Annotated in this window: 8 protein-coding genes; 7 read left to right on the top strand and 1 reads right to left on the bottom strand. The window is 62.7% G+C overall.

From position 1 onward, the window contains the following. Positions 1–56: 56 nt before the first annotated feature. A complete protein-coding gene (locus ASD69_RS12620; RefSeq protein ID WP_056178341.1) occupies positions 57–1493 on the bottom strand; it encodes a Do family serine endopeptidase in 1437 nt (478 codons plus the stop codon). A gap of 645 nt (positions 1494–2138) precedes the next feature. Here ASD69_RS12620 and ASD69_RS12625 point away from each other — a divergent pair. The 7 genes from ASD69_RS12625 (at position 2139) to ASD69_RS12655 (ending at position 13120) form a co-directional block, all read left to right on the top strand. Further along, the gene (locus tag ASD69_RS12625; protein ID WP_056178343.1) at positions 2139–4292 is read left to right on the top strand and encodes an adenosylcobalamin-dependent ribonucleoside-diphosphate reductase; all 2154 of its coding nucleotides are present in this window, start codon (positions 2139–2141) and stop codon (positions 4290–4292) included. A gap of 287 nt (positions 4293–4579) precedes the next feature. After that, entirely contained in the window at positions 4580–5098 is a 519-nt protein-coding gene (locus ASD69_RS12630) for a hypothetical protein (RefSeq protein WP_056178345.1), read from the top strand. 113 nt (positions 5099–5211) lie between these two features. Then, positions 5212–5994: an NrdJb gene (locus ASD69_RS12635; RefSeq protein ID WP_056178347.1), complete on the top strand. Its 783-nt coding sequence runs from the start codon at positions 5212–5214 to the stop codon at positions 5992–5994. Positions 5995–6516: 522 nt separating this feature from the next. Beyond that, positions 6517–7947, top strand: a complete 1431-nt coding sequence (locus ASD69_RS12640; RefSeq protein ID WP_056178349.1) for a Wadjet anti-phage system protein JetA family protein — start codon at positions 6517–6519, stop codon at positions 7945–7947. Then, the gene (locus tag ASD69_RS12645; RefSeq protein ID WP_056178351.1) at positions 7947–8546 is read left to right on the top strand and encodes a DUF4194 domain-containing protein; all 600 of its coding nucleotides are present in this window, start codon (positions 7947–7949) and stop codon (positions 8544–8546) included. The genes ASD69_RS12640 and ASD69_RS12645 overlap by 1 nt, the downstream gene beginning before the upstream one ends. Beyond that, positions 8533–11958: an SbcC/MukB-like Walker B domain-containing protein gene (locus tag ASD69_RS12650; protein ID WP_056178353.1), complete on the top strand. Its 3426-nt coding sequence runs from the start codon at positions 8533–8535 to the stop codon at positions 11956–11958. The genes ASD69_RS12645 and ASD69_RS12650 overlap by 14 nt, the downstream gene beginning before the upstream one ends. Continuing rightward, entirely contained in the window at positions 11942–13120 is a 1179-nt protein-coding gene (locus ASD69_RS12655) for a Wadjet anti-phage system protein JetD domain-containing protein (protein ID WP_056178355.1), read from the top strand. Before ASD69_RS12650 ends, ASD69_RS12655 begins: the two co-directional genes overlap by 17 nt. Positions 13121–13194: the final 74 nt, after the last annotated feature.

Below are 13194 nucleotides of genomic sequence, written 5' to 3' on the forward strand. Positions count from 1 at the left end.
GGCGGAACTCGTCTGCGCTGCGCGTCCCGCGATGATCGCTCATCCCCGGGTCCGCATTACTGCATCAACAGGTTGGCGATCGCGTTGCCGCGCATCACGCGCAGGACCAACTGTGCCGGAGGCCGTGTGAAGCTCGCGCGGAAGCCAGGCAAATCCTCGAAATCGCCGGCATTGGCGGCCACCACCACGTCGCCCGAGCGCAAACCGTTGCGCTCGGCGCGGCTGCCGCGCGCCACCGACTCGATCAGCACACCCGAGGCGCCGGACTGGCGCAGGCGCTCGGGCAGCTCGGCGAAGCTGGCGCCGCCCAGTCGTTCGTCCAGGTCCTTGCCCGCATAGGCCTTGGGCTGCTCGCGCAGGGTCGCCGCCAGTTGCAGCGGCTTGCCTTCGCGGCGCACCTCCAGCGAGACGCGCCCGCCGATCGCCTGCAGGCCCTCGAAGTTGCGCAAAGCGTCGCGGTTGTCGATGCGCTGGCCGTTCGCGGCCAGGATCACGTCGCCGGCCTTCAGGCCCGCCGCCGCCGCCGCGCTGCCGGCGAACACCCGCGTGACCACCGCGCCGCGCGGCTCGTCCAGCTTCAGCGCCTGCGCCAGGCGCGCGTCCACGTCCTGCGATTCCAGGCCCAGCGAACCGCGCCGCACCACGCCGTCGTTGGCGATCAGCTGGTCCTTGATGTTGCGCGCCAGGTTGGCCGGGATCGCGAAGCCCAGGCCGATGTTGCCGGCCATGCTGCCCTGCGGGTTGAAGCTGGCGGTGTTGATGCCGACCAGCTCGCCGTTGAGATTGACCAGCGCGCCGCCGGAATTGCCCGGATTGATCGAGGCGTCGGTCTGGATGAAGTTCTGATAGCCCAGCCCGCGCAGGCCGCTGCGGCCCACCGCCGAGACGATGCCCGAGGTCACGGTCTGGCCGATGCCGAACGGGTTGCCCACCGCCACCACGAAGTCGCCGACCTTGAGCGCGTCGGAGTCGGCCAGGGTCAGCGAACTCAGGTTCTCGGCCGGGATCTTCATCACCGCGATGTCGGTGTCCGGATCGGAGCCGGTGAACTCGGCCTTGAGCGTGCGCCCGTCGCTGAGCGTCACCGAGACTTCGTCGGCGCCCTCGATCACGTGGTGGTTGGTCAGCACGTAGCCGTTCTTGGCGTCGATGATCACGCCCGAGCCCAGCGACTCGTTGATGCGCTCCTGTGGGATGTTCGGGAACATGCGCCGGAACATCGGATCGTTGGCAAAGGGGTTGCGGATGCGGATGGTCTGCTTGGTGTGCACGCTGACCACCGCCGGCGTCACGCGCGCCAGCATCGGCGCCAGCGAGGGCACCGGCTGGCCGCCCACCGCGGTCGGCAGCGCCGACACCGCCGGCAGCGCGGCCGCGGCCGGCGAGGCCTGGGCCGGCGCTTCCAGGCCGTCGCGGATCGCGGTGGCGGCGAAACCGCCGAACGCGGCGGCCAGGGTCAGGGCGAACAGGGTCGGCAGGGGACGAGGACGCATCGTGGAACCGTTCCGATAAGAGTCGTGTGGGGGAGGGCGGACGTCGCGGCGGCCCGGCCAGGGGCCCGGCGCCGGCGACGGGCGCGCAGCTGAACGAAGTGTCGGTCAACCGCGCTAAATATGCGATGAAGTGTCCCGCCTGAGGGTTTGCATGCACGGCGTACACACAAATTGTGGCCGCATTCCCAAAGCGTTTACGTAAGGCGCGCGTGTGACGTTTGACCCCATCCCGACACGTGACTGCCATCAAAAAAACCGTTGACACCGCCCAGGGCCGGGCGTAGCTTGAGTCCTCGCTTCGACACTACATGTAGTGGTTGTCTTTGCGACGGGAGCCCAAGCTTAGGGGTTCGGCTTGGGTCGGTTAGGCGCCAACGGGGGGCGGCGCATGACAGGAGCAGGCTCGGCCCGATGCCACCAACACAATCTCGCACGCGGCGCGTAACAGCGCGATCGCGCGCGTCGCCGTCGGTGGCCAGCCACCACCGCGGTTCGCGGCAGCAAGTGCGGTAGAGGTGCGGTAAGCAAGACCCCGATCCAGGCAACACATCCAGACAACACCCCGGTTACCAGCAATCACAACAAGACTCACCCGGCGGCGGGCGCAACCGAACGGCCCGCCCCAGTTAAGGAGACAGGACAGGCATGAGTACGGTTCGCCTCGAGGCGGTCAAGACGGAAGCGGTTGACAAGGACATCCCGCTGCAGCCCGCATCCCAGGACATCTGGGACAAGAAGTACCGGCTGAAGACCAAGACCGGAGAGGCGGTGGACGCCGACATCGACTCCACCTACCAGCGCGTCGCCAAGGCCCTGGCCGACGCCGAGCCCACGTCCGAGAAGCAGCAGTACTGGTACGAGCGCTTCGTCTGGGCCCTGCGCCGCGGCGCGATCCCGGCCGGCCGCATCACCTCCAACGCCGGCGCGCTGGAGCACAAGCCCGCCACGTCCACGATCAACTGCACCGTCTCGGGCACCATCGAAGACTCGATGGACGGCATCCTCGAGAAGGTCCACGAAGCCGGCCTGACCCTCAAGGCGGGCTGCGGCATCGGCTACGAATTCAGCACCCTGCGTCCGCGCGGCGCCTTCGTCGCCGGCGCCGGCGCCTACACCTCCGGTCCGATGTCCTTCATGGATATCTACGACAAGATGTGTTTCACCGTGTCCTCGGCCGGCGGCCGCCGCGGCGCCCAGATGGGCACCTTCGACGTCAGCCACCCGGACGTGAAGGACTTCATCCGCGCCAAGCGCGAAGACGGCCGCCTGCGCCAGTTCAACCTGTCGCTGCTGATCACCGACGGCTTCATGGACGCGGTCAAGACCGACGCCGACTGGCCGCTGGTGTTCCCGGTCAACATCAAGGAGCGCGGCGACCTCGACCTCAACGACGCCGACAAGGTCGTCTGGCGCGAGTGGCCGACCCACAAGAACTACATCTCCCGCGAAGACGGCCTGGTCGCCTGCAAGATCTACGGCCACATCCGCGCGCGGCACTTGTGGGACATGATCATGGTCTCGACGTACGACTACGCCGAGCCGGGCTTCATCCTGATCGACCGCGTCAACGAGATGAACAACAACTGGTGGTGCGAGACCATCCGCGCGACCAACCCCTGCGGCGAACAGCCGCTGCCGCCCTACGGCGCCTGCCTGCTGGGTTCGGTCAACCTGACCAAGTTCGTGCGCAACGCCTTTACCGACCAGGCCGAATTCGACTGGGAGGAATACAAGGAAGTCGTGCGCGTGTTCACCCGCATGCTCGACAACGTGGTCGAGGTCAACGGCCTGCCGCTGGAACAGCAGCGCGCCGAGATCATGCGCAAGCGCCGTCACGGCATGGGCTTCCTCGGCCTGGGCAGCACCGTGACCATGCTGAAGATGAAGTACGGCTCGGCCGAGTCCTGCGAGTTCACCGAGCGCATCGCGCGCGAGATGGCCGTGGCCGGCTGGGAAATGGGCCTGTCGCTGTCCAAGGAAAAGGGCGCCGCCCCGATCATGGAAGAGCGCTTCGCCGTCACCGCCGAGATGCTGCGCAAGCGCCCGGAGATGAAGAAGGACGGCTGGAAGGTCGGCCAGGAGATCCCCGGCAAGCTCCTGCACGCGCGCTACTCGCGCTACATGCAGCGCGTGGCCGAAGTGGCGCCCGAGCTGGTCGACGAGCTGGCCGAAACCGGCGCCCGCTTCACCCACCACAGCTCGATCGCGCCCACCGGCACCATCTCGCTGTCGCTGGCCAACAACGCCTCCAACGGCATCGAGCCCTCCTTCGCCCATCACTACAGCCGCAACGTGATCCGCGAAGGCAAGAAGTCCAAGGAAAAGGTCGACGTCTACTCGTTCGAACTGCTGGCCTACCGCGAACTCATCAACGCCAAGGCCATGCCGTTCAGCGACGAGGTAGGCACCCAGCTGCCCGACTACTTCATCTCCGCCGACGACATCACCCCCAAGGAGCACGTCGACGTCCAGGCCGCCGCCCAGAAGTGGGTCGACAGCTCGATCTCCAAGACCGCCAACGTCCCCACGGATTACCCGTACGAGGACTTCAAGGACATCTACCGCTACGCCCACGAGCAGGGTCTGAAGGGCTGCACCACCTTCCGCTTCAACCCGGCCGCCTTCCAGGGCGTGCTGGTCAAGGAAGCCGACCTGGAGAACACCACCTATCGCTTCGAGCTCGAAGACGGCAGCGTGCTGGAGGTCAAGGGCAACGAACAGATCGAATACGACGGCGAAATGCACACCGCCGCCAACCTGTTCGACGCGCTCAAGGAAGGCTACTACGGCAAGTTCTAAGCCGGCCTTTGCTCCTTCCCCCCTTTGCAGAGGGGGGCTAGGGTGGGATTTCCGCGAAACCCGCTTACGCCGAAACCCGAGCCGCTAGAACCCCAATTCCCGGCGGAGGCGACCGTTCAAACGCCTCACGCGGCGCCCCGGCCGGGCACCGCGCACCACAGCCAGGCCGACGCGCGCGACGCGGTTCAGTGTGTTGCGCGCACACCGGGTATAGGATCGCTCCGGTAACACCCCGATTACACATAGCCAATACGTAACGCCGACGAAAGCGCCCACGAGGAGGGCATATGAGCAACGGAAATGGAGTGACGGCGACCCTGACCCAGGCCGCCGAGAACGTGAAAGAAACCGCGTCCAACATCGGTAGCGCCATCGCCACCCGCGCCGAAGACGCGGTGAAGTCGGTCAAGAAGACCGCCACCAAGGCGCGCAAGGCCGCCAAGAAGGCCGTCGGCACCGCCAAGAAGAAGCTCGCTTCGGCCAGCGCCAAGGCCAAGAAGGAAGCGTCCGCGCTGAAGGCCAAGGCCACCGGCAAGAAGCCGGCCAAGAAGGCCGCGAAGAAGGTCGCCAAGAAGCCCGCCGCCAAGAAGGCTGCGAAGAAGGTCGCCAAGAAACCGGCCGCCAAGAAGGCCGCGAAGAAGGTGGCCAAGAAGCCGGCAGCCAAGAAGGCCGTCAAGAAAGCCGTGAAGAAGGCGGCCAAGAAGGTCGTCAAGCAGCCGGCCAAGAAGAAGGCCGCCAAGGCCGCCAAGAAGGTTCCGCGCCAGCCGGCCAAGAAGGCCGCCAAGAAGGCCGCGAAGAAGAAGTAAGCCTTCAAGCCCTCCCTCTCCCGCGTGCGGGAGAGGGCTGGGGTGAGGGCCGCGCCTTACCCGCGCATCCAGACCAAAACTAGAAAAGCGCCACCGCAACAGGAGCCTGGCCCATGGCCGTCAAGATCGAAAAGAAAATCAAGGGTTACAGCGTCGTCACCCCGGAAGACAAGGCCAAAGAAAGCGCCAGGTCCGAGGCCGCCGCGCGCAAGGCCGTCGACGAGTTGCCGACCGCCGACGTCATCCAGATGCACGAACGCATCGAGCGCCCCGAGATCCTGATCGGCTCCACCTACAAGATCAAATCGCCGCTGTTCGAGCACGCGCTGTACGTGACGATCAACGACATCGTCCTCAACGCCGGCACCGAGCACGAACTGCGCCGTCCCTTCGAGATCTTCATCAACTCGAAGAACATGGACCACTTCCAGTGGATCGTGGCCCTGACCCGCATCATGTCCGCCGTGTTCCGCAAGGGCGGCGACGTCACCTTCCTGGTCGACGAAATGAAGGCCGTGTTCGACCCGCGCGGCGGCTACTTCAAACCCGGCGGCGTCTACATGCCCTCGCTGGTCGCCGAGATGGGCGCCATCGTCGAGGACCACCTCAAGTCGATCGGCATGATGCACGACCCCGACATGAGCGACGCCCAGCGCGCCCTGATCGCCGAGAAGCGCTCCGCTTACGAGCAGCGCTCAAAAAAAAACTCTGACGTAGCCATCTCCGCGCCCGTCCAGACCGAAGGCAGCGGCCACGCCGAAGACATCGAAGTCACCGGCGAGGGCGTGTCCTTCCCGCCCTCGGCCACCCTGTGCCACAAGTGCAGCACCAAGGCCTTGGTCATCATGGATGGCTGCGCCACCTGCTTGAACTGCGGTTACTCGAAGTGCGGCTAAACGCTGTCGCGAATCTCGAACGCATCGACCAGGTCCGCAGCAATCGTAGTGCGGCATATAGGCATAAATAAGGTGCCGTGCGGGCCGTGTAAGGCTTCGGCCCTCATTTAAAATCCTCACGAAGGGGCTCTTAATGGAGCCCCTTTTCTGTTGTCGGGCGTCGCGTAACCCCGACCCATTGCAGACGAACCGGCTAAAGGTGGCCGCCCATTCATTGGGCGGGAAAGGCATTGCACGGCCGGCGGGGAAGGAGGCTTGTGCGGTGCGGCAATAATCCGCCTCAGTGCGAGCTGACGGTCCTATGTCGCAAGTTTTGAGAATGGCGATATATAGGCTCAATAACGACGCGCTAGTCCCGAAGGGCCCAAGTAGCATATTTGGGTATGCTCGGCGTAATCGGTAATGGGGATCGATCGCGCTGGATAAGGCTCTGTCGTCGCTCGCTTTTGTGCCTGGGCGGCCGTCCGGCGCGGATCGCGTTGATTGCAGAGGGTTTCATCCCTAGCCTTTATTGACTGGACGATGGGTTTCGCATTGGACGCCAACTTTCCGCCACCCCTATTCGATCGTCTGCCGCCGGCTCTGTTTAGGCCGCTGGCGGCAGCGAACAATCGACGCTATTGGATAATTCTGTGCCGCCTTATCGAGGAGATGTGGGGCGACGGCGGCCGATCGCCCGGCGAAGAGGCGCCGAGGGCGGTGGTGGTGAGAACCATCGAGACGTTTCTAGCCGCCGACGATCCTTGGGAGGAAGAGCTCGAGACGCCGGTGGCGAACCGCGCACACAATATCGCCGATGTGCTGGTAGGCAGCGGTTGGCTGGCCCAAAGGCGCCGTGGTCTGGTCGACATGATTACGGTCCGTCCGGTGATTGCCCAGTTCTATGTCGTTCTGTGCGAGTTCGCCTATCACGAGCCCGAATTTATTGGCAGCAAGGTTCGATCGATTCTGCTCAATCTTCGTGCGGTGGATTCCGGCGAGGCCTCTGGCGATCAGTACGTGGAGGCCGCCAAACAGGCTAAGCGCTGCATGGCGCATATCGCCAACACGGGCTGCCGCGTTCAGGATTTGATGGAGGCTTTGCTGAAGCGCACGTCGGCACGGGACTTCGTGCATGGTTTCTTCGAGGAATACATAGAAAAGGTATTCATCGCGGACTACAGCGAACTGCGCACGCGCGACCACCCTTTGCAGTACCGCTCCGCCATCATCGCACTGACCCTTCAATTCCAGCACGATCCAGAAAAATCCGCTGCTTTGATCGATTGGTATCAAGAGAAGCTAGCTGCCGGTGACAGAGTGAAGGCCGAGACCTTGTATGAGCGCGACACGCGCCTGTTACTGCGCTTGCGCGATGTGGATGATCAGCTGAGGCGCCTGGATGAGGAAATCCGCGACGCCAACCAAAGAGCAGTGACCTTTATCGAGTACAAGCTTCGTGCACCCAAGCAGCTGGACAAGCTCATTGCCAAGGCGTTGCGTTCGATCGATGGGATAGAAGAGGGGGCGATCGCTCTACCGGCGGCGCCCCGCGGGCGGCATGCCTCCGAGTGGGGCCTGGCCAGGCCGAGGCAGCTTGCACGGCCTTCGGTCTCGACCGATGTCGAGCGTACGCCTCCGACGATCGAGGAGCTGGCGATGGAAGCACTGCGCAGGCGGATGGCCGAGAGCCGTATGGTCAAGCCTGTCCACTTGGCCAATTACGTTGGTAAACATCTTTCTGGTAGGGGATCGGTGTCTTCCGACGATCTAACGATTACGTCCATTAACGATCTTTGCTGCTATCAGCGTCTGCTACTGATCGCCTCGCGCGGCGACTGTCCGCCGGCCATGCGTCGTTCAGATCCACAACTGCAGATGCTCAAGCGCGTCTGGATTTCTTTCGACGACGGGATCACATGCAACGCCTATATGGAGCACCGTCGGTTCAATATCCAACTGGAGCCCGCCTGATGGCCAACTGGGAGCGACTGGCCGAGCAAAGCCAGGATTACACTGTCGGGGACTTCCAGCAGGCCGGCTACCGGCTGGTAATGGAACAGGTTCTCTATGCCGCCGATAGACGCAGCCGCGTCGCTTACGATTTGATCGTCAAGCATCTGGCGACTTATCGAGAGCTGCTAGGAAAGCTAGGAATTGTGGTGGTGCACAACCCGCACATGTCCTATCTAGTGGCCACGCCTAACCAATATGTGGCCGAGAAGATGCGGCTATCCGAGACTCGCCTGGCGCTTGTGTTGAGGCGATTGTACGACGATAAGATCCATGCGACCGAGATCGTCGCAGGCGAGGCCTTCGTCGAACTCATCGAACTCGAACGTGCCTACAAAGACCTGCTATCGCGCGAGCTTCCCGACAAGGCCGAGCTAAGGGAGCTGTTGCGGGCCATTAAGCGCTACGGGCTGGTCAAGTTCGAGGAGGCAGACGACGACCAGCCGTTCCAGATCGTAATTCGGCCGGGCATCGTCGATGTGCTGGGTGAGACAGCGCTGCTGCAGTTGGCCAATCATGCGCCCGTCGTGGGTGGGGAGGACGACGATGAAGCAGCTTGAAGCGATCGGTCTGATTCAGTTCTTCCTTTACGAGCGCAAAGACCTTGAGCTTGGCTGGAACACGGCCTTCCTTGGTCCGAACGGAACGGGCAAGACGGCTTTGCTTGATGCCTTGCAGATCGTCTTGCTGGCCGCAGACAGCAATCGGACGCACTTCAACGCTTCCGGTGAGGGTAAGAAGCGCGCCCGCGGCCTCCGCGACTACTGTCTTGGCATCTATGGACAAACCGAAGCCGAGCGCTACCGGGCCGGGGCCAACACCTATATCAACCTAGTCTTCCGCGATGCCGAGAGCGGTGTGCCGGTGACCGCAGGCGTCTCCTTGGCCGCACAGGCGGATAACCCGGAGGTCGCCTTCAACGGTTTGTACATTCTGCCCGGCGTCGCGCTGGATACCGGCGCGCACGTTGAGCGAGAAGGGGGGCGGGAAACCATCTTGCCTTGGCGTAGGTTTCAGCACGTTGCCGGCGACCTGTGCCGATTGGCCGGGACATCCGCATTCTTCACCGCGAATCGCGAAGAGTTCTCTCGGCGCCTGTACGTCGAGCATTTGGCTTCCCCGGGCGAGAAGCCGAATGTACGCGCCATCCGATCGGCCTTCGCGCGATCGCTTAAGCTCAACAAGGACGTAACCGATCTTAGCGAGACGCTCCGCGACCACCTGATTGAGCAACGCTTCACTAACGTGCGCCAGTTTCGCGCCCGTCTGGATCAGTTTCGACACGTACGCGAGCTGATCCGACAGATTACCGAGCGGATCGAGCGGGTTACGGCAGTGACGAAGGGTTATGCGGTGGTCCAGCGCGAGCGTACCGCACAGTCGAATCTCGAATGTCTGCAGGCTGTCTACGAGACCGAGCGTGTCGGCGAGAAGCTGGCGGAGAACGAAGATCGCATCGAGGCGCTCGCCAAGGATCTAGAAGCCGCGACCCTAGCATTGGAGCGAGCCGAGCTGGAGGTTCGCGAAGCCGATGCCGCGCGTGAGCGTGCATTGATGGCTCGGAGCCTAGATCCGGACTTCCAGAAGCAAGCAGGGCACGCGGAGCGTCTGACAGACCTCGAGACTAGCTGGAAGGATAAGCGGGAGGCATTGACCTCGACACTCGAAATCGCGATCGCGGCGGTGGCGCTCGCCGGCAAGCTACCGGAAATGGCCGACGAACGCGGCGTATTCGAGGATGCGGTGACACAGCTGCTGTCTCTGAAGGAAGCAGCGACTGCGGGGCAACTGCCACCGGCTGAGGACATTTTGTCTGTGACCCGGCTGCTGGCCGAGATCCATGGGCTGGTGCTCAAGGCCTCGTCATCAGCGGACCTCGACTTGCGAGCGGCCCGCGACCTGCGTCGAGATACCAAGATGGCGTTGGATCGGGCCCAGCGCGGTCTAACTGCTCTGCGCGAACCGACGTTGGCCCTACAGCGCATGCTCGCGGATGCTGGGATACACGCGACGCCCGTGTGCGATCTGGTATCGGTTACGGACCCTGAGTGGCAGCCGGCGCTCGAAGCCTATCTCGCGACTCACGTCGACGCATTGTTGGTACCGCGCGAGCAGGAGCTTGCGGCAATCGATCTATATAAAGGGCTGAAAGGCGCGCAGCGCGTATATCGAGTGAAGTTGGCGCTGCCTTCGCGTGGCCGGCCCTGGCAGGCGCCTGGCGGCGGCAAGTATGCTGCGTCATTGATAGCCGGCGAGAGCCGCGAAGCGGTCTGGTACCTGCAGGGTGAACTGGGCAGGTTGTCGTTGGCCAGCAGCAGCCAGGAGCTGCAGGCGGGCACGAAAGCGCTGTCCAAGGAGGGCATGGTTAGCTCAGGCGGTGGTGTGGAACGGCTGCTGCTGCCGCCCCAGAACGAGCTGAAAATCGGTCGCAGCGACTCGGACGCTTTGCGCCATCGAGCGGAACTGGCGCTACGAGAGGCTGAAATCCAACTGCAGAGCACCGAGCAGCGTGCCAGGCAATTGCAGGCGGCGTTTCCGCGTCTGGCTCCGTACGCCGAAGCCGAGGACGTTCGCGTACGGCTGGAAGGCCTGTTCTCCGCGGCTCGTGAGAACGGCCGAGTCGTCGATGAGCTTCGCATGCGACTGGCGGCCTCGCAGACCGATCAACTTGCGAACCTCCAGGCATCGCTTGAGGCGGCCGGCCGCTTAGCCTCGGGCGCGCGCGATGCCGAAAAGCATTGGGTCGGCCGGGTGGCTGAGCTGAAGGCCCAACATGAGGTCGCGACGAATTCAGGAAAGAATCTGATTCAACAACTGGAAGTGGTGCGAGCTCGCGAAACTGCGTGCCGACAACAGCCGCTATACGATGCCAACGAGGTCGAGCGCCATCGAGTCCGTTATGACGAGCGCTTCGAAGAAGATATGGATGCCAGGCTTCATGCTTGTGCCGAGGCGATTCGGAGCGCAGGAACGAAAGCTGACAACGCCGATCGCGACGCCTGGCGGGACTTCAGCCAGTACGTAGCCGACTTCCAGCTGCAGAATCACGATATTTCCAGCAACCAATGGCAGCGGGCGTATCAGTACGCGCTTGAGGATAAACGTCGTTTAGAAGAGATGGAGTTGGCCGAGCGCCTTGCGCAGGCCGAGGAAGCGTATGACGCTGCCGTAAAGGTTTTTCGCACCGACGTTGCCCAGACATTGTTGGAGGGGTTCGACGCGATAGGAGAGCAGATCAACAACCTCAACCAAGTGCTAAAGGCCGCGCCGGAGTTTTCAAACGGCGAGCGGTATCAGTTCAAGTACAAGCCGGTTGATCAGCACCGGGCCCTCTACGATTTCCTCAAGCGTGTCCGCGAACAGGGTGATGCGGAAGAGGGGATTTTCGGAGGGTCGGGCAAGGTGCCGGAGGAGTTCAGGTCCCTAGTCGAAGGCGACGCAAACTCGGAACTCTTACTGGAAAGCAGTCCGCTGAACGACCACCGCCGCTTCTTCAGCTACGACGTAGAGATATATCATGATGGAAAGTCGATGGGCTGGCTCAGCAAGCGCTTCGGGCCGGGTTCAGGAGGCGAGCACCGTACTCCCTTGTATGTCATCTTCGGCGCCGCGCTTGCGGCCGCGTACGGCAAGGCCCGTGGTGCGCAAACCACTGGCGGCATCATCATGCTCGATGAGGCTTTCGAGAAGATGGACGCGCAGAACGTGCGGGCAACCGCCGAGTACCTGAACGCCCTTGGCCTGCAACTGATCATGGCAGGGCCAGAGACCGACCAGCCGAAAATGTCGTCCTTCCTGAATGTCTATTACGACATGGCGAGGTTCGGGTCGCGAACCGTGCAAATGACAAAGAACGTCGTTATGGATGAGGCCAGGGAGCTGCTCCAGAGCGACAACTTCCTGCTGCATCCCGAGTTGCTTGAGCGCGAGAAGGAAGCGTTGGCGGAGTCGGAAGATGTCCCTCGCGGATGACGTCCTCTTCCGTTTACTGAAGCGCGGCGAGAGCGCCTCGCTTCGTGCGTCCGGTCGTGCGATCCGAGAGCGGTTCCAGGCCCCTGCATCAGGGTACTGGCGTCTGTCTCTCGATCAGCGCGATCATTGCCATGAGCGGTTGCGTGCGGCAGAAAAGGCCGGTGGTATCGAGTTGAAATGGGCCGGTCAGGGCGGAGACGACAGGCCGATCGAGCTCGTGCAGTTGCACGATACGGAGAGGTTGGCGGCATTCCTCGGCGTTAATAGTATGGCGGCCGCAGTGGCGAGTGCGGCCGAGGTTCTGGCACCTTGGCGCAAGCGCATACTACGAGTTGACGAGCTGCTTGATCGTTGGTCGCACCTGAAGAATGTGCGTGGTCTGTCCACGGTGGCCGCGACAGAATTTGCCGATGCGCTGCGGGTGATGGACTCTCTGGAAGAGCGGCAGGGAGAGGATCAGATCGTCCGCACGCTTAGTGCGCAGCTGTTCGGAGATTCAAAGCGCATCGAACAGTTGGAGCGACACTTGGACGTGCTGACAGGGGAGTCGATCACCTCACCGGCTCGGCATTGGAGCGAGGTGTTCGGAAGGTTGGGGTTGGTGAAGGAGCCGCAGCCATTCCTCGTTGCCGGCACAGGAGCGCTGGAACTCGTCGGGGGCGAGGTTTGTCCGATCGTGAGGCCGTTTGTGGGAGTATCGAACAAGGCCGTGCTCGGCTACAAAGGCAGCCCATGCTGGGTGCTCACGATCGAGAACCTTACGACATTCCACGCCGCCAGCCAGTTGCTCGATGGTAGGGGAGCGCTAATTCTGTACACGGCCGGGATGCCGTCGCCGACCTGGACCTCGGCCTACTCACGAATACTGGCATCGTTGCCTGAGTCGGTCTTGACGTACCACTGGGGCGACATTGACGTGGGTGGTTTTCGTATCGCGGCCTATATCAAGCAGAAGTGCATCGGAAGTCGGCGTTTCCGCCCCTGGCTGATGGACGCGAGTCGGCTGGTATCGGTGGCGCGGGGCGCTCCGGAAGCGGAGTCGACGAGAGCTCTCATGGCCAAGCATGCTGCCAGTGCAGGGTGGGCTTCGCTTTCTGAGTCCATGATGCCGGTTTGTATAGAGCAGGAGCAGATTAAAGTGGCTGTTCCAGGGCTCGAGTAGGAGATGTGGCTCGAGGAATTTTCTCGATTAGACGAACGAAGTCAGTCCGGTGGGCCATAGTTTTGCCCGACTTT

Origin of the sequence: Lysobacter sp. Root604 (assembly GCF_001427505.1) — a bacterium.
Taxonomy (GTDB): Bacteria; Pseudomonadota; Gammaproteobacteria; order Xanthomonadales; family Xanthomonadaceae; genus Lysobacter.

Excerpts from the sequence above, each read along its gene's own strand:
- ASD69_RS12645 (WP_056178351.1), top strand. The coding sequence starts at position 7,947 with ATGGCCAACTGGGAGCGACTGGCCGAGCAAAGCCAGGATTACACTGTC.
- ASD69_RS12640 (WP_056178349.1), top strand. The coding sequence starts at position 6,517 with ATGGGTTTCGCATTGGACGCCAACTTTCCGCCACCCCTATTCGATCGT.
- ASD69_RS12655 (WP_056178355.1), top strand. The coding sequence starts at position 11,942 with ATGTCCCTCGCGGATGACGTCCTCTTCCGTTTACTGAAGCGCGGCGAG.
- ASD69_RS12625 (WP_056178343.1), top strand. The coding sequence starts at position 2,139 with ATGAGTACGGTTCGCCTCGAGGCGGTCAAGACGGAAGCGGTTGACAAG.
- ASD69_RS12635 (WP_056178347.1), top strand. The coding sequence starts at position 5,212 with ATGGCCGTCAAGATCGAAAAGAAAATCAAGGGTTACAGCGTCGTCACC.
- ASD69_RS12650 (WP_056178353.1), top strand. The coding sequence starts at position 8,533 with ATGAAGCAGCTTGAAGCGATCGGTCTGATTCAGTTCTTCCTTTACGAG.
- ASD69_RS12630 (WP_056178345.1), top strand. The coding sequence starts at position 4,580 with ATGAGCAACGGAAATGGAGTGACGGCGACCCTGACCCAGGCCGCCGAG.
- ASD69_RS12620 (WP_056178341.1), bottom strand. The coding sequence starts at position 1,493 with ATGCGTCCTCGTCCCCTGCCGACCCTGTTCGCCCTGACCCTGGCCGCC.